The sequence below is a fragment of the Pseudomonas sp. AM14(2022) genome, from assembly GCF_036346455.1.
GTDB classification, from domain to species: Bacteria; Pseudomonadota; Gammaproteobacteria; order Pseudomonadales; family Pseudomonadaceae; genus Aquipseudomonas; species Aquipseudomonas putida_A.
The window spans coordinates 83,124-99,700 of the sequence record NZ_JAOTNY010000002.1; the positions used below are offsets into that span (position 1 = coordinate 83,124).

Here is a 16,577-nt window from a genome sequence, read left to right on the forward strand (position 1 = left end):
CGCAAATGTTTCAAAGTATTACAAAGGCAACTCAACCCGCGCCAGCAAACCACCGCTGCTGCGATTGCTCAATGTCAGTTCCCCGCCCTGCTCGCGCACGATGGCCCGCGCCGCCGACAGCCCGAGCCCGACACCACCGGTATCCCGGTTGCGCGAGGTTTCCAGGCGGAAAAACGGGTCGAACACCCGCTGCAACGACGCTTCGGGAATCCCCGGCCCGTTGTCACTGACGTCGATGCACACGCTGTAACCGTCGCTGCTCAGGGCGATTGCCGGCTGCTGCGCGTACTTTTCGGCGTTTTCCAGCAGATTGACGATCACCCGTTTGATCCCCAGCGGCCGGCCCTCGTAGACCAGATGCGCCGGGCCGTGGAAATCGATGGCAATGTTCTGGTCGCGGTAGTCGTCGATGATCGTCTGCAGCAATTCCGAGAGGTCGAACGCGGTGCTTTGCTCCGGCTGAGTGTCTTCCCGAAAGAACGCCAGTGCCGCGTTGATCATCGACTGCATTTCTTCGATGTCGCGGATCAGTTTGCCCTGATGATCAAAGTCTTCCATGAACTCGCTGCGCAGGCGCATCCGGGTCAGCGGTGCGCGCAAGTCGTGGGAAATCGACGCAAGCATGTGCGTGCGTTCGCTGATGTAGTGCTGAATCTGCGCCTGCATGGTGTTGAAGGCGATGATCGCCTGGCGGATCTCGTCGGGGCCTTCGACTTTGATCGGCGGCGCACGCAGATCACCGCCAAAACGCCGGGCGGCGCTGGCAAAGCGTTGCAGCGGTTTGGCCAGTTGCTGCGTGGCCAGCCAGGCCACCAGCACGGTGGCAATCAGGCCCAGAGCGATGATGATCGCGATGCGCGTGCCGATGTCCAGGCCCCAGGAGCGCTCGGGCGAAGAGAACAACAGCCAACTGGAATCCGGCAGTTGAATCAGCGCCGCATAGCGCGCCAACGGACTGCCGCTCGGCCAGTCAGCGGGATTGAACACCCGAATGTCTCGCTCATCGCCCAACAACTGATGCAACCCCGACGTCTTGTTGGCGATGAGCTGCGTACCACCCGCTGGCAATCCGAGTTCGTCGCGTTGCGCACTCCACGTCACCTCCTGCGTCGGGCCGGTTGCCGCGTGCGCCAGTTTCGGACGTAAAGGCGCTGGTGCGGCCTCGATCACTTTGACGGTCGCGGCAATCTGCTCCAGCAACCCGGTACGTTCAATCGGTGGCCGCGCCCAGGTCCCGGCCACCTCCACGAACAGGAAATTGAGTGCCAGCGACGCGAGCATGGCCGCGACGATGGTCAGCGCGATCCGCCGACTCAGCGGATCACGGCGCAGGAATCGATGGATCATGAACGAGTGACCTTGGCGGTGAACATATAACCGCCGTTGCGCACGGTGCGGATCAGGTCCGGGCGCTTACTGTCCGGCTCGATCTTGCGCCGCAAGCGGCTGACCTGCACGTCGATGCTGCGATCGAAGGCGTCGTGGCCCTGACCACGAGACAGGTCGATCAATTGTTCGCGGGTAAGAATGCGCTGCGGGTGTTCGAGAAACACCACCAGCAGATCGAACTCGCCACCGGACAGCGGAATCATCACGTTTTCCGGGGAGCGCAGCTCGCGACAGGTGATGTCCAGATGCCAACCGGCGAAGGCGATCACCGGCCGCGAAGGTTCACTCGCAGGGCTGACCTGCTCACCGGCGCGACGCTGCACGGCGCGCAGGCGGGCCAGCAGTTCACGTGGGGCGAACGGTTTGGTGACATAGTCGTCGGCGCCCAGTTCGAGGCCGACAATCCGGTCGCTCAATTCGCCCATGGCGGTCAGCATGATGATCGGAATGCCCATCTGCGCGCGCACTTTCTGGCACAGGCTCAGGCCACCCTCGCCGGGCAGCATCAGGTCGAGAATGATCGTGTCCGGGCGCTGCTGCGCAATTGCCGCCCACATCGCTGCGCCGTCGGCAGCGACATCGACCTCGTAGGCGTGCTGGACGAAGAACTTCTTCAGCAGGGCGAGAATTTCCACGTCATCGTCGACGATCAGCAGTCTGCTCACGGGCACAGGATCCTCAGGCCAAAAAAGAACGCATCTAAAACTATTCTGGCGGGCGGGTCATATATTTCAATCGAGCAACATTCCGTCGTCCCGGACATCAAGCGGACATTCTGCGGCAAAAACCCTCAGGCACCCTGCACGCCATCGACAACCGGGGGGCTTTCAATGAGCGCATTGCACAACCGTTATACCGCCGAGGGCCACGACGCCCGCTATCCGTTGATTCTCAGCCAGCGCACCAGCGCGCCCGAGCAGGATACGCCGCTGTTGTTCCAGGAGTTCTGCCTGGGCCTGTCAGATGATCAAAGCCGTATCGTCCTGCGCCGCTATTTCGAGCAGTACGGCCCCGGCGATTCGCAATGGGTCGAGTACGTGCATTCGATTCCGACCGCCGACCTGATCCAATGGATCATGAGCCACGGCCAGCTGCACATCGAATGCTCGGACAACACCCCGCCGCTCTCCTCCCCAATCACTGCCCGCGCTTGAACGACGCGGGGCAACAGCCCAAAACAAGGATTCGCATGATCAGAAGCCATTGCTTGATGTCGGTGCTGTGTACGGCGTCCCTGAGCCTGTCGGCCTGCAGCAACAAAACCGTCGAACCGCAGAAGTACACGGGATTCCTGCACGATTACAGCGTGCTCAGCGAGCGCCAGTCGCCATCTGGGCAGACGGTGCTGGGTTGGGTCAGCCCGGCGCTGGCGCGGGGGCGTTACACCCAGGCCTATCTGGCGCCCAGCCAGTTCTACCCCAGCGCCGCGCCGACCGAGCGGATCCCGCTGAGCACGCTGTCCGGCGTCAACGACTACTACGACGCCGCGCTCAGGCTGGAACTGGGCAAGGTCATGCGCCTGGTGCCGCAACCCGGGCCGAACACCCTGACCATCAGACCGGCGATCACCCGCGTCGCCGCCAGCACCCAGGGCCTGCGCTTTTATGAATGGCTCCCGGTGACCTTGGTTGCCGCCGGCGTGAGCACCGCCACCGGCATCCGCGACCAGGACAGTGAAATCACCACCGAAGTCTCGTTCGAAGACGGCTCAACCGGCGAAGTGGTCGCCGAAGTCGTGCGCAAGGGCATCGGGCTGCCGCTGGAAAACGACCAACAGGTGCTGACCGCCGATGACGTCAAAGGCGTGCTGGATGGTTGGGCGAGTGATCTGGGCAAGTCGTACGCGGCGATTCGCAGGTGACGCAGCGCAAGCAGCGGCGGGCGGTTGATTGACCAGGCCAATGAAGAGCCGGTGCCTAGACAAAGCAAGTCATGAGGCCTCAAGGCCAGTGACCCCGGCTCACCCCTCCAGCATGCCGTGACACAACAGCTGCAACACCCCGCGCATGTGCGAGGCATGCGCAGTCCGATCCGGTACTTCCTGGGTGGCCAGCCGAATAAACGCCATATTCGCGTACTGGTTGAACAACGTCGCCGCCACGTCCAGATCTACCGTCGCCCGCACCTTGCCCTGCGCTTGAAAATGCCCGAGCAGCGCCTTGGTCTCTTCGATCACCGCCGCATTCCACGGGCTCAACGCCAGCGCCAACTCACCGGTCAGTAGAAACGGTGCCAATTCACGCCACAGCGAGGCCGGCATGGCTTGCAGTTGGTAGTCGGTCATCAAGCCTTCGAACTCGCACAACGCCTCCAGCGGATCGCTGTCGTCATCCAGATTGGCCCGCGCCTCGCGCATCGCCTGCTCGTCCGGCTGCTTGAGCAAGGCCAGCAGAATCTCCTGTTTGCCGCCGAAATAATTGACCACCGTCGGCGCCGAGACCCCGGCCTGATTGGCGATCTGCTCCAGCGTGGTCGCGCCGAAGCCGTTGCTGATGAACAGTTCCAGCGCTGCCTGCGCGATGACTTCCCTGCGCTGTTCCTTTTGCCGTTCTCTGAGCCCGCTCATGGTGCTGATGTCCTGTCTTGCTGATCGGCGTCAGCCTACGGATTTATTTTTTCATCGACAAATATTTTCTTTACAAAAATATTTTTAAGTGACAAATATTAGCCGTGCACCGCTGGAATGAACGCGCACCCACTTGCCCCATTGCTCTGGAGAACCGCCATGCCCGCCGAATTCGATCCGACCCGCAGCACCCGCGATTACCAGGCCGCCGACGCCGCCCACCACATTCACGCGTTCGTCGATCAAAAGGCTCTCAACGAGGAAGGCCCACGCGTGATGGTCAGCGGTGATCGCCTGGCGCTGTGGGACAACGACGGCAATCGGTATCTGGACGGCATGTCCGGCCTGTGGTGCACCAACCTCGGTTACGGGCGCAAGGACCTGGCCGCTGCCGCCACGGCGCAGCTGCAACAACTGCCCTACTACAACATGTTCTTCCACACCACACACCCGCAGGTGATCGAGCTCTCCGAGCTGTTGTTCAGCCTGCTGCCCCAGCACTACAGCCACGCGATCTACACCAACTCCGGCTCCGAAGCCAACGAGGTGTTGATCCGCACGGTGCGCAAGTTCTGGCAGGTGATGGGCCAGCCCGAGAAGAAAATCATGATTGGCCGGTGGAACGGCTACCACGGCTCGACCCTGGCTGCGACGGCGCTGGGCGGCATGAAATTCATGCACGAAATGGGCGGCACCATCCCTGACGTGGCGCACATCGACGAGCCGTACTGGTTCGCCCACGAAGGCAACCTCAGCCCGGAAGAATTCGGCCTGCGCGCCGCACGGCAACTGGAAGACAAGATCCTCGAACTGGGCGCCGACAAGGTTGCCGCGTTCGTTGCCGAACCGTTTCAGGGTGCCGGCGGCATGATCATTCCGCCCGCCACCTATTGGCCGGAAATCCAGCGCATCTGCCGCAAATACGATGTGCTGCTGTGCGCCGACGAAGTCATCGGCGGTTTCGGCCGCACCGGCGAATGGTTCGCGCACCAGGCCTTCGGTTTTGAACCGGACACCCTGTCGATCGCCAAAGGCCTGACCTCCGGCTACATCCCCATGGGCGGGCTGATCCTGTCGCGACGTATGGCCGAGGCGCTGGTGGAAAAAGGCGGCGTGTTCGCTCACGGCCTGACCTATTCCGGGCACCCGGTGGCGGCTGCGGTGGCGATTGCCAACCTCAAGGCGTTGCGCGATGAAGGCGTGGTCACTCAAGTGAAAACCGACACCGGCCCGTACCTGCAGAACTGCCTGCACGAAGTGTTCGGCAACCACCCGCTGGTGGGTGAGGTTCAGGGCGTCGGACTGGTGGCGGCATTGCAGTTCGCCGAAGACAAAGCCACCCGCAAGCGTTTCGCCAACGAGAACGACATCGCCTGGCGCTGCCGCACCATTGGTTTTGAGGAAGGCCTGATCATTCGCTCGACGCTGGGCCGGATGATCATGGCCCCGGCGCTGATCGCCACGCGGGCGGAGCTGGATGAATTGGTCGACAAAACACGAATCGCCGTGGATCGCACGGCTCGCGAATACGGCGTGCTGTAACGCATACCCCTTGTAGGAGTGAGCCTGCTCGCGATAGCGGTGTGTCATTAACATCGATCTAAACTGATCGACCGCTATCGCGAGCAGGCGAAGGCCTACAAGGAAATCAGGTATGCCTTGAACTCAGCACATCGGCTCAATCCAGCCCGGTTGATCCTGCCCATCATCAGCAGACCTTCCCTGATTGTCGGTCCCTCACGATGGCTCCCTCAACACCACGCTTTGCATTGTTTGCACTGCTTTGCGCAGCGAGCGACAGTGCTTTGGCCAATGACTTCTTCGACGACGCCAGAACCGAAGTGCTCAGCCGCAACTTCTTCCTGAGCAACGACTACCGCTCGCCCTCTCCCTCCGGCAAAAACTATAAACAGGAATGGGCCCAGGGCTTTATCGGCACGTTCACCTCTGGCTACACGCCGGGCACTGTCGGGTTCGGCATCGATGCCCACGCCTTTCTCGGCCTGAAACTCGATGGCGGCAAAGGACATTCCGGCACGGGTCTGTTGCCGGTCGACAGCAATGGTCGTAGTGAACCGAACTATTCCAGCGCTGGCGGCGCGTTCAAACTGAAAGCTTCGCGCACCACCCTCGCGTTCGGCGAGATGACCGTGGAAACGCCGGTGTTCGACACCTCAGACAAACGCCTGCAACCGGAATACGCCACAGGCTTGCTAGTGAACAGTCGTGAAATCGACAACGTTAACTTCACGGCCGGACACTTCACCGCATTCAAGAATCAGGACAGTTCCTCAGGGCGCGGCGACTTTTCCGGTTACGGCGCCACTACCGAGGCTGGCGGAATCAGTTTTCTCGGCGCCGATCTGTTCGGTGACAGTCCGGTGGGTGGATCGCTTTACGCCTCGGATCTGACTGACACCTGGCATCAGTACTACGCCAATCTGCACTTCAAACAGTCCGGCCTGCTGCTTGACGCCAACCTCTACCACACCCGCGATACCGGTCGGGCGCTGGCCGGCGCGATCGACAACACCGCGTTCAGCCTGTCCGGCAAGTACAGTTTCGGTCCGCACGCGGTCATGCTCGGCTGGCAACGCATCAATGGCGACACACCGTTCGATTTCGTGGGCGGTGACTCGATCTACCTCGCCAACTCGATCAAATACGCCGACTTCAACGGCGCCGGCGAACGCTCCTGGCAAGCACGCTACGACCTTGACCTCGGCGCCTTCGGCATCCCTGGCCTGACCTTCATGACCCGCTACGTCTCCGGCAGCCACATCGATGGCACCCACGCGCCCAAGGGCGGCGCGTTCAACCCGTTCGATGCCCAGACTGGCGACTATCAACCGCAGCAAGGCGCTGGCGGCAAGCATTGGGAACGGGATATCGATCTGAAATACATCGTGCAATCGGGTGCGGCGAAGGACCTGTCGGTGCAGCTTTCACATGTATCGCACCGGGCCAACGAGGCGCAGGCCGGGGATGATATCGACCGGATTTACGTGGTGATTCAGTACCCGCTGGTTTTTTGATAGCTCGTGATTAAACCCAGCCTCAGGCCCGATGTCGCCCTACGAATCCATCGACTGGAAAACCAATCCCCTGTGGGAGCGAGCCTGCTCACGAAAGCGGCGGATCAGTCGACATAGACGTTGAATGACTTACCGCATTCGCGAGCAAGCCCGCTCCCACAGGGGGGATTGGGTGAGGTTTGGAATACTGCGTAATTGGCGGAAGGCAGCCGGAGTCGAACCTGCCCGGGAACGGATGCCGTCCCCAACCGGGTTTGAAGCCCGGCCGCGCCACCGGGCGCGATTGCCTTCCTTTGAACTCAGGGTGCGTCGGCACTGGCCAGCGCGTTGTCATGGCGGATCGCCCGGGATTCGCCGATGCGTCGGGTCAGGCCGAGGCGGTCGAAGTATTCCAGGTACTGAATACAGCGTTTGCGTCCCAAGCCTAGCGCATCACGGAAGGTTGTCACCTGGATCGACGGATTTTCCTGCTCCAGTTGCAACAGAATGTTGGCCATGCGCCGCAGTTGCCCGTCAGACAGAAACAGGTCGCGCACCACTTGGTGCATCAATCCCAAGCGCGCCAGTTTGCGCAACAGCAGGCGCACCACGGCATCATCCACGCCCAACACGTTGGCGACATCACGTACCCACGGCGGATCAAACCCGGCCTGCTCGAACAGCGGCTGCATGCGCTGCCACAGGGTTTCGTCTTCAGCACTCAAACGCACCTGATGATCCGGCAGATGCAACCACGGCCCGCTGGCGTTGATCGACCCAGCAGCGCGCAGTTCTTCCAGCAGACTGACAAAGGTTGAGCGCTCCAGTGCCAGACCACTGAAACGTCGCAGGCGATCGCGATCCGGTCCCATCTGGTCCGGTTCCAGCTCGTGCAATTTCGCCAACAGTTCCAACAAGGTGAACTTCAACTGGCCCCAACGCTGCACGTTGAACAGCACCGGGCCTTGGCGGGTGTCGATCAGGCGCACGTTGGCCGGGAGTGCCCAGTCTTCACGCGGGCGATTGAACTGGCGCTCCAGCCGTTGCGGATCGAGGCCGCCAGCGCTGTGGTCGAGCAACAGCGGCAGCGCTTGTTCAAGACTATCGCTGCCCACCAGCGCTTGCAGTTGTGCCAGCCGCTCCGGGCTGCGGCGTTGACGGGCCGGGGCGAACGGGTCGAGTACCTGACCGCCACCGAGGGTGCGTTGCGCGCTGTGGTCACGCAGGATCAGGCGATCGCCCTTCACCGCGTGCACCGGGGCGTTGATCAGCAATTGCGCGAACATGCGCTGACCGGGACTCAAGCGCGGGCCTTCGAGCAACGCCACGCGGGCGATGACGTCTTGCGTACTGAGGTGCACATGCACCGGGTGAAAGTGTTCGAAGGTGCGCTCACCGGGCAACAACTGAAACTCGATATCGACCCGTTGCGTCGGTGCGTGCAGCCATTCGGCCAACAGCCATTGGCCGCGATGGATCTGCTCCAGGGTCAATCGATCGCCACTGATGTTCAGCGCCACCCGTTGCCCGGCGAAGGCCTGCTCGGCGGCCTGATTTTGCGCGTGCAGTCCTCGCACCCGCACCGATTTCCCGGACGGCCCGAGGGCCAGTTTTTCCCCGACTGACACCGTTCCCGACAACGCCGTGCCGGTCACCACAATTCCGGCGCCCGCCACACTGAATGCGCGGTCGATGGCCAGGCGAAAAGCACCTTTGCGGCTGCGCTCATGCACTTCGCTCTGGATCTGCAGCAAGCTCTGGCGCAGTTCATCGACGCCCTGCCCGGTCACGCTCGACACCGCCAGCGTCGGTGCATCGGCGAATGGCCCAGCTTCGAGCAGATCGAGAACCTGGCGCTGCACCTCCTCCACCCTGCCCGCTTCAACCCGGTCGCATTTGGTGATCGCCACCAGCGCTCGGGGAATGCCCAGCAATTGGACAATCGCCAGATGCTCGCGGGTCTGCGGCATCACCCCGTCATCCGCCGCCACCACCAGCAACACCAGATCGATGCCCTGCGCGCCGGCGAGCATGTTGTGGGTGAATTTCTCGTGGCCCGGCACGTCGATGAACCCGGTCAGCCCAGCACCGGCTTCCAGTTCCGCGTAGAGATAACCGAGGTCGATGGTCATCCCACGCTCGCGTTCCTGCGGGCGGCGGTCGCCGGTTTGCCCGGTCAGGGCTTGCAGCAGCGAGGTCTTGCCGTGGTCGATGTGCCCGGCGGTGCCGACGATCACGACTCGACCTGCAACTGCGGCAACTGCGCCAGCCACGCCGGCTCGTCATCGAGTTGGCGTAGATCGAGCCATAGCGCGTCGTCGTCAATTCGACCCAGCACCGGAATCGGCAAATTACGCAACGCAGCTTCCAGATTCAGCAGACAACGCCCGCGCAAACGCTTGGACACTTGCGGGCGCAAGCACAGCGCCGCACTCGGCAACCGCGCCACCGGTTGGCTGCCGCTGCCGATCATGCCCAACGCCTGCACGGCGCTGACCTGCCACGGTTCGCCCAAGACTTCAGCCATCGCCGGTTGCAAACGAGAGGCCTGGGCGAGAATGTCGGCTTGCGGGCGAGTCAACAGCCGCAGGCTCGGCAGACGTTCAGCGAGGCGATCCGGATCGCGATACAGGCCAAGCACCGCTTCCAGCGCCGCCAGGGTCAACTTGTCGACCCGCAAAGCACGCTTCAACGGATTTTTCTTGATCTTCGCGATCAGGTCTTTGCGCCCGACAATCAACCCGGCCTGCGGCCCGCCGAGCAATTTGTCGCCGCTGAAGGTGACGATGTCCGCACCGTCGAGCAGCGCTTGCCTTACCGTCGGTTCCGCCGGCAGACCCCAACGGGTCAAGTCCAGCAGACTGCCGCTGCCCAGATCCTCCAGCAGCGGCAAGCCGTGCCGATGCGCCAGCTCGGCCAGTTCGGCGGTGGGCACCCGGGCGGTAAAGCCTTCGATGCTGTAGTTGCTCGCATGCACGCGCATGATCAAGCCGCTGCGTGGGCTGATCGCTGCTTCGTAGTCGCGGGCGTGGGTGCGGTTGGTGGTACCGACTTCATGCAGGCGCACGCCGGCGCGGGCCATGATGTCGGGGATGCGGAACGCGCCACCGATTTCGATCAGTTCGCCGCGCGAGATGATGCCTTCCTTGCGCGCGCCGAGGCTGTTCAGCGTCAGCAACACCGCAGCGGCATTATTGTTGACCACGGTGACGGCTTCGGCGCCGGTCAGTTCGCGGATCAGGCCTTCGATCAGGTCGTCGCGATCACCGCGCTTGCCGGTCGCCAGATCGAATTCCAGATTGAGCGGATAACGTGCGGCCATCTGCACCGCGTCGATGGCTTCATCCGGTAACAACGCCCGGCCAAGATTGGTGTGCAGCACCGTGCCGGTGAGGTTGAACACCCGCCGCACGTTGCTGCGCTGCTGCTGGGCCAGACGCTCACCAACCCGCCCGGCGAGCACGTCAGGGCTGATTTCGACGGCTGACAATTGGCCGTTCAACACGCTGGATCGCAACTCATCGAGCAACTGGCGCAAGCTGGCCAGCAACGACTCGCGACCATAACGCTCGGCCAACGGCACACAGGCCGGGTGACGCAACAAACCATCAATGGAAGGCAACCGCAGGGCAACGCTCGAAGACATCAGCCACTCCCGAAAAAACAAGACTGTCCGGCGAGTGTAGACGCTCTGGTCATTCGTCTCCCGGCGCCAGCAACAGATTCGGCGCCCGACGCTGAAAACCGTCCTGCGCCAGACGCATGTCGAGCAGCAGGCTGCTGAGATCGGCGGACAACGCTTCGCCTTCGGCATCGTTCTCCAGATAAACCAGTTTCAGGTAGCTGTTGCAGCTGGGGCACACTTCCGCGCGAATCGGCGCCTGATTGGCGGCGTGGCGATCGTCCTCCAGGCTCAGGTAATCCAGGCCTTTGCTCGACTCGCAATACACGCACTTGACCCGCACCACGTGCCATTCGCAGGCGCACAACGAACACACCAGATAACGCAGGCCGTTGTGTTTGCCGCGATGGCGGATCACCCCGGCCATCGCCGGTGAACCGCACCCCGGGCACTGGCTGAGGCTGTCGCCGGGTTTCAGTTGCAGGTTCGGTGCGCTGAGCAGCCAGTGGCTCCACGCCGCTTGCAACCCGGCGCCGAGAAACGGCACCAACTGCGCCGGCACCATCGAATATTGACCGCTGACCAACGCCACCGCCCACGCACGCAACTGGCCGGCACTGGCGCTGCGCAGTGTGGCGAGCGCGTCGACTACGGCGGGTTGATCGGGCGGCACATAGCGTTGCAACAGAGCATCCAGATAAACCTGCCAGCCCTCCTCGCGCACCAATGTGTCGGCAGCAAACGGCGGCAAACCATGCAACTGACAGGCTTCAATTCTTTGTTGATCAAACGGTACCGTCAGCGGTGGATCGTCGAAAACCTCCTGCTGAGCCCGGCACAATCCGGCGATCAGTCGCAGGTAATCGGCCAGCGGATGCCCGTGAGCCAATTGCTCCAGGCGCTGGGCGCGCAAAGTGAACAGATTGTGCGGCGGCAGGTGCAGAAACGGCGGCGAACTGGCCGCCGCTTCGATTTCCCCGGGTTCAAGAATGGTTGCCAAAAGTCAGCCCTTTTTGGTGATCGGTCGCTCCGGCACGTCCGGATTGCGTTCATCGCGGGTGATGTCGCGATACCACAGTTCATGGTGCTTCTTCGCCCAGGCGCGGCTGACCCAACCATGCAGCATCGCGTCCACCGAACCCTTGATCCACAGCCCGGCGTAGATGTGCACGATAATGCTGAGGATCAGCACAAACCCGGCCAGCGCATGCAGGAGCATGGCCCAGCGGATCACGGTGATGCCGAAGTACGCACTGAAATACGCGCGCCAGATCACCAGCCCGGTGAACAGCAACCCGAGCATGCACAGCAGTAAAGTCCAGAACAGCATCTTCTGCCCGGCGTTGTACTTGCCCACCGGCGGCGCGCTTTCTTCATCGTTGACCAGCACCCGATCAATGCGGCGCATCCACTTCCAGTCGTTGTCGATAAAGAAGTTCGCGCGCCAGAAGCGGAACACCAGGCCGAGGAACAACACGAACATCAGCACGCCCATGAACGGGTGCAGAATTCGCGTCCACGGCCCGCCGCCGAACAGGTTCGTCAGCCAGAACATCGACGGATGAAACAACGCCAGCCCGGACAGCCCGGCCATGAAGAACAGAATCGCCACCAGCCAGTGATTGGTGCGCTGGTTGGCGGTGTAGCGCAGGATCGTCTTGTTGCTCATGGCCGGTCCTCCCCGCGTGGATCGAAGGTGTGCACCGCCGGATCGACGACATGCACCGAGGTATCGGGCGGCGTCGGATGATCATCCTCCTCGGTGCGGTTCGGCCCGATACGCACATAGTGGAAGAACCCGGCCAGCACCGCCGCACCCATCGCCAGCAGGCCCAACGGTTTGCTGATGCCTTTCCACAAGCCCACCAGCGGGCTGATGGCCGGCGCCTCTGGCAACCCGGCGTAGATCTTCGGCGTGTCGGCGTGGTGCAACACATACATCACGTGAGTGCCGCCGACGCCTTCCGGGTCATACAGCCCGGCGTTGTCGAAGCCACGGCTTTTTAAATCGACGATGCGTTCGGCGGCGTGTTCCTTCATGTCTTCCTTGGTGCCGAAGACGATGGCGCCGGTAGGACAGGTTTTCACGCAGGCCGGCTCCAGCCCTACCGCGACGCGGTCGGAACACAAGGTGCATTTGTAGGCCTTGTGATCCTTCTGCGAGATGCGCGGAATGTTGAACGGGCAACCGGTGATGCAGTAACCGCAGCCGATGCAGTGATCCTGATCGAAATCGACGATGCCGTTGGCATGCTTGATGATCGCCCCGGGACTCGGACATGCCGCCAGGCAACCCGGCTCGGCGCAATGCATGCAGCCGTCCTTGCGGATCAGCCACTCGAGGTTGCCGGCGTCGGTTTCGTGTTCGGTGAAGCGCATCAAGGTCCAGGTTTCTGCGCTCAGATCCTGCGGGTTGTCGTAGGTGCCGTGGTTGTGGCCGACCTCGTCGCGCAGCTCGTTCCATTCCGAGCAGGCGACCTGGCAGGCTTTGCAGCCAATGCATTTGGTGGTGTCGATCAGCTTGGCGACTTCCTGCTGATTCCTCACCGAGGGCGGCACCGTGGTGGTGGCCGAGCGGGCAATGATGTCTTGGCTGGCCATTTACAGTTTCTCCACGTTGACCAGGAATGACTTGGATTCCGGGGTCTGTGTGTTGCCATCGCCGAGGAACGGCACCAGGGTGTTGGTCAGGTAACCGTGACGCGTCTGACCGGTGAATCCCCAGTGCAGCGGGATGCCGATCTGATGCACCACCTGGCCGTTGACCTGCAGCGGCCGGATGCGTTTGGTCACCACCGCCACCGCCTCGATGAACCCGCGCTTGCAGCTGACCCGCACCCGATCCCCGGCCGCGATGCCCTTCTCCTTCGCCAGCACTTCGCCGATTTCGACGAACTGCTCGGGCTGGGCAATCGCATTCAACTTGCAATGCTTGCTCCAGAAGTGGAAGTGCTCGGTCAACCGGTAACTGGTGCCGGCGTACGGGAAGTCCTTGGCTTCGCCGAGGCTTTCCCAGACCGAATCGAAGATCCGCGCCGCCGGATTGCTGATGGCTTTCTTGTTTTGCGGGTGCAGCGGGTTGATGCCGATCGGCGTTTCGAACGGCTCGTAGTGCTCGGGGAATGGCCCTTCGTTCATCTTGTCGACGGCGAAGAACCGCGCCACGCCTTCCGGGTTCATGATGAACGGGTTCATCCCGGCTTCCGGCGGCACATCGGCCTTGTAGTCCGGCACATCGGTGCCGCCCCAGGCCTTGCCGTTCCACCATACGAGGCGTTTTTTCGGATCCCACGGTTTGCCCGCGACGTCCGCCGAAGCGCGGTTGTAGAGAATCCGCCGATTGGCCGGCCACGCCCAGGCCCAGCCCTGATGCTGATGCATGCCATACGGGTCGGCATTGTCACGCCGGGCCATCTGGTTACCGGCTTCGGTCCAGCTGCCGGCGAAGATCCAGCAACCGGACGCGGTGCTGCCGTCGTCCTTGAGCAACCCGAACCCGGCCAGTTGCGAACCGGCCTTGACCGCCACGCCGCTGGCATCGGTGAAGTCGGCCATGGCGCTGCCGTTGATCTCTTTGGCCAGCTCCTCCGGCGATGGCTCGTCGGGGATCTTGTACGGCCACGACAGGTTCAGCAGCGGATCGGGGAACTTGCCGCCCTCGGCCTGATAACGTTTGCGCAGACGCAGGAACAGTTCGCTCATGATGCGGATGTCGGTTTGCGCTTCACCGGGGCCGTCGGCGCCTTTCCAGTGCCATTGCAGCCAGCGACTGCTATTAACCAGCGAGCCGTCCTCCTCGGCAAAGCAGGTGGTCGGCAGGCGAATCACTTCGGTCTGGATCTCGGCGCTTTTCACATCGTTGTATGGCCCGACGTTCTGCCAGAACTCCGAGGTTTCGGTGGCCAGCGGATCCATCACTACCAGCCATTTGAGTTTGGCCAGCGCAGCCATCACCCGGTTCTTGTCCGGCAACGCAGCGATCGGGTTGAAGCCCTGGCACATGTAGCCGTTGACCTTGCCCTGGCTCATCAGGTCGAACATCTTCAGGACGTCGTAGTTCGGGATATCCAGTTTCGGCAGGTAGTCGTAATTCCAGTTGTTCTCCAGCGTGGCGTTGGCGCCGTACCAGGACTTCATCAGGCTGACGTGGAATTTGCTGTAGTTCTGCCAGTAGGACAACTGCCCCGGACGCAACGGCATTTGCGTACGTTTTTTGATAAAGGCGTTGTAGTCCTGCTCGGCATCGCCACCCAGGGTCAGATAGCCCGGCAGCGAGTTGGACAGCAACCCGAGGTCGGTCAGGCCCTGAATGTTCGAGTGCCCACGCAAGGCATTGACTCCGCCGCCCGGCATGCCGACGTTGCCCAGCAGCAGTTGCACCATCGCCGCACTGCGGATGATCTGCGCGCCGATCGAGTGCTGCGTCCAGCCGAGGGCATAGAGAATGGTCATGGTTTTGCCCGGTGTGGAGCACGTGGCAATCTCATCCCAGATTTTCTGCATCGCATCGACCGGCATTCCACAGATCTGGCTCGCCAGCTCAATGTTGTAGCGGCTGTAATGCTGCTTCATCAATTGATAGACGCAGCGCGGATCCTGCAGGGTCGGGTCGACCTTGACGAAGCCGTCCTCGCCCAACTCGTAACCCCAGCCGGATTTGTCGGTGTAGCTGCGTTTGGCCGCGTCGTAGCCGCTGAAGATGCCGTCTTCAAAGCCATAGCCGGCTTTGACGATGAACGAGACGTCGGTGTAGTTGCGCACGTATTCGTGCTGGATCTTGTCCTGAGTCAGCAGGTAATTGATCAGCCCGCCCATGAAGGCGATGTCGGTACCGGTACGGATCGGCGCGTAATAGTCGGCCACCGAAGCGGTCCGGGTAAAACGCGGGTCGACCACGATCAGCCGGGCGGCGTTATGCGCCTTGGCTTCGGTCACCCATTTGAAGCCGCATGGATGCGCTTCTGCTGCATTGCCACCCATCACCAGGATCAGATTCGCGTTGGCGATATCGGTCCAGGTGTTGGTCATGGCTCCACGGCCGTACGTCGGGGCAAGACTTGCCACCGTCGGGCCGTGTCAGACACGCGCCTGGTTATCGAACCCCAGCATGCCAAGACTGCGAATCACCTTCTGGGTGATGTAACCGGCTTCGTTGGACGCTGCCGACGCGGCGAGAAACCCGGTGGTCAGCCAGCGATTCACCGTTTGCCCGGTGGAATTTTTCTCGATGAAGTTGGCGTCGCGGTCGGCCTTCATCAGGTCGGCGATGCGATCCAGCGCTTCATCCCAGCTGATCCGGGTCCATTCGCTGCTGCCGGGCTTGCGCATCTGCGGGTACTGCAGACGGCCCGGGCTGTGAATGAAGTCCAGCAGGCCCGCGCCTTTTGGACACAGGGTGCCGCGGTTGACCGGGTGGTCGGCGTCGCCCTCGATGTGAATGATATTTTGCGCGACGTTCTTCGCGGCATCGCCCTGGCTGTACATGATCAACCCGCAACCGACCGAGCAATACGGGCAGGTGTTGCGGGTTTCATGGGTGTGGGCAAGCTTGAAGTGACGCACCTGCTCGGCGAAGGCCAGCGTCGGGGCCATGCCCAACGCGCCCAGGCTAGAGCCTGCAAGGCCGATACCGGCGACCTTGAAGAATTGACGACGGCTGAGATCCATCGTGCACTCCTGATCAGGTGGAACCCGGTACTTGAGCCGGGCTTTTTCTGGACAAACACGGTTACGGCAGAATGCCTGCCGGCTTTTTCATTGTAGACAATGACCACACACTCTGTGTGAAAACCGACCGTCGGCGACAATCGGTCATGCCCTGGAAAACCTGTGGGAGCGAGCCTGCTCGCGAAGAGGCCCTGTCAGTTGAGACAAATATTGACTGACACACCGCCTTCGCGAGCAGGCTCGCTCCCACAGGTTTTGTGTATCCCCAAAGTGTCATGGGTTTATCATGGCACCCATGAACAACCCGCCTTCACGAGAC

General features: G+C 61.9%; 13 protein-coding genes and 1 tRNA gene. 4 read left to right on the plus strand and 10 right to left on the minus strand.

Annotated elements, in window-relative coordinates:
• Positions 1-18: 18 nt before the first annotated feature.
• Positions 19-1,347, minus strand: a complete 1,329-nt coding sequence (locus V3W27_RS04075) for an ATP-binding protein (RefSeq protein WP_330205983.1) — start codon at positions 1,345-1,347, stop codon at positions 19-21.
• Entirely contained in the window at positions 1,344-2,054 is a 711-nt protein-coding gene (locus V3W27_RS04080; RefSeq protein ID WP_027614282.1) for a response regulator, read from the minus strand. Before V3W27_RS04080 ends, V3W27_RS04075 begins: the two co-directional genes overlap by 4 nt.
• 165 nt (positions 2,055-2,219) lie before the next feature.
• On the opposite strand from V3W27_RS04080, the gene V3W27_RS04085 reads away from it, so the two are divergent.
• Positions 2,220-2,543, plus strand: a complete 324-nt coding sequence (locus V3W27_RS04085; RefSeq protein WP_097089845.1) for a hypothetical protein — start codon at positions 2,220-2,222, stop codon at positions 2,541-2,543.
• A gap of 35 nt (positions 2,544-2,578) precedes the next feature.
• Positions 2,579-3,250 (plus strand): DUF3313 domain-containing protein, encoded by a 672-nt coding sequence (locus V3W27_RS04090; RefSeq protein ID WP_330205984.1) that lies wholly within the window; start codon positions 2,579-2,581, stop codon positions 3,248-3,250.
• 99 nt (positions 3,251-3,349) lie between these two features.
• Here the strand turns inward: V3W27_RS04090 and V3W27_RS04095 are convergent, their stop codons facing one another.
• Positions 3,350-3,955 (minus strand): TetR/AcrR family transcriptional regulator, encoded by a 606-nt coding sequence (locus tag V3W27_RS04095; RefSeq protein ID WP_330205985.1) that lies wholly within the window; start codon positions 3,953-3,955, stop codon positions 3,350-3,352.
• A 159-nt stretch (positions 3,956-4,114) separates the two neighbouring features.
• On the opposite strand from V3W27_RS04095, the gene V3W27_RS04100 reads away from it, so the two are divergent.
• Positions 4,115-5,497, plus strand: coding sequence for an aspartate aminotransferase family protein (locus V3W27_RS04100; RefSeq protein WP_330205986.1), 1,383 nt, complete (start codon positions 4,115-4,117; stop codon positions 5,495-5,497).
• Between the two features lie 200 nt (positions 5,498-5,697).
• Positions 5,698-6,990 carry an OprD family porin gene (locus V3W27_RS04105; RefSeq protein WP_330205987.1) on the plus strand — a complete coding sequence of 431 codons (1,293 nt, stop codon included), beginning with the start codon at positions 5,698-5,700 and terminating at the stop codon, positions 6,988-6,990.
• A 196-nt stretch (positions 6,991-7,186) separates the two neighbouring features.
• On the opposite strand, the gene V3W27_RS04110 is transcribed toward V3W27_RS04105, so the two are convergent.
• The 7 genes from V3W27_RS04110 to fdnG form a co-directional block, all read right to left on the minus strand.
• Positions 7,187-7,282: transfer RNA gene (locus V3W27_RS04110), tRNA-Sec, on the minus strand.
• A 7-nt stretch (positions 7,283-7,289) separates the two neighbouring features.
• Positions 7,290-9,206: a selenocysteine-specific translation elongation factor gene (selB, locus tag V3W27_RS04115; RefSeq protein ID WP_330206255.1), complete on the minus strand. Its 1,917-nt coding sequence runs from the start codon at positions 9,204-9,206 to the stop codon at positions 7,290-7,292.
• Entirely contained in the window at positions 9,203-10,615 is a 1,413-nt protein-coding gene (gene selA / locus V3W27_RS04120) for an L-seryl-tRNA(Sec) selenium transferase (protein WP_330205988.1), read from the minus strand. The genes selB and selA overlap by 4 nt, the downstream gene beginning before the upstream one ends.
• 49 nt (positions 10,616-10,664) lie before the next feature.
• Entirely contained in the window at positions 10,665-11,591 is a 927-nt protein-coding gene (fdhE, locus tag V3W27_RS04125) for a formate dehydrogenase accessory protein FdhE (RefSeq protein ID WP_330205989.1), read from the minus strand.
• A 3-nt stretch (positions 11,592-11,594) separates the two neighbouring features.
• Positions 11,595-12,260, minus strand: a complete 666-nt coding sequence (locus tag V3W27_RS04130; protein WP_183779865.1) for a formate dehydrogenase subunit gamma — start codon at positions 12,258-12,260, stop codon at positions 11,595-11,597.
• On the minus strand, positions 12,257-13,192 hold the full coding sequence (fdxH, locus tag V3W27_RS04135) for a formate dehydrogenase subunit beta (RefSeq protein WP_139053947.1): 936 nt from the start codon (positions 13,190-13,192) through the stop codon (positions 12,257-12,259). Before fdxH ends, V3W27_RS04130 begins: the two co-directional genes overlap by 4 nt.
• On the minus strand, positions 13,193-16,258 hold the full coding sequence (gene fdnG / locus V3W27_RS04140; RefSeq protein WP_330205990.1) for a formate dehydrogenase-N subunit alpha: 3,066 nt from the start codon (positions 16,256-16,258) through the stop codon (positions 13,193-13,195).
• Positions 16,259-16,577 lie beyond the last annotated feature (319 nt).

Excerpts from the sequence above, each read along its gene's own strand:
- V3W27_RS04075 (WP_330205983.1), bottom strand. The coding sequence starts at position 1,347 with ATGATCCATCGATTCCTGCGCCGTGATCCGCTGAGTCGGCGGATCGCG.
- V3W27_RS04085 (WP_097089845.1), top strand. The coding sequence starts at position 2,220 with ATGAGCGCATTGCACAACCGTTATACCGCCGAGGGCCACGACGCCCGC.
- V3W27_RS04090 (WP_330205984.1), top strand. The coding sequence starts at position 2,579 with ATGATCAGAAGCCATTGCTTGATGTCGGTGCTGTGTACGGCGTCCCTG.
- V3W27_RS04095 (WP_330205985.1), bottom strand. The coding sequence starts at position 3,955 with ATGAGCGGGCTCAGAGAACGGCAAAAGGAACAGCGCAGGGAAGTCATC.
- V3W27_RS04100 (WP_330205986.1), top strand. The coding sequence starts at position 4,115 with ATGCCCGCCGAATTCGATCCGACCCGCAGCACCCGCGATTACCAGGCC.
- V3W27_RS04105 (WP_330205987.1), top strand. The coding sequence starts at position 5,698 with ATGGCTCCCTCAACACCACGCTTTGCATTGTTTGCACTGCTTTGCGCA.
- selA (WP_330205988.1), bottom strand. The coding sequence starts at position 10,615 with ATGTCTTCGAGCGTTGCCCTGCGGTTGCCTTCCATTGATGGTTTGTTG.
- V3W27_RS04130 (WP_183779865.1), bottom strand. The coding sequence starts at position 12,260 with ATGAGCAACAAGACGATCCTGCGCTACACCGCCAACCAGCGCACCAAT.
- fdxH (WP_139053947.1), bottom strand. The coding sequence starts at position 13,192 with ATGGCCAGCCAAGACATCATTGCCCGCTCGGCCACCACCACGGTGCCG.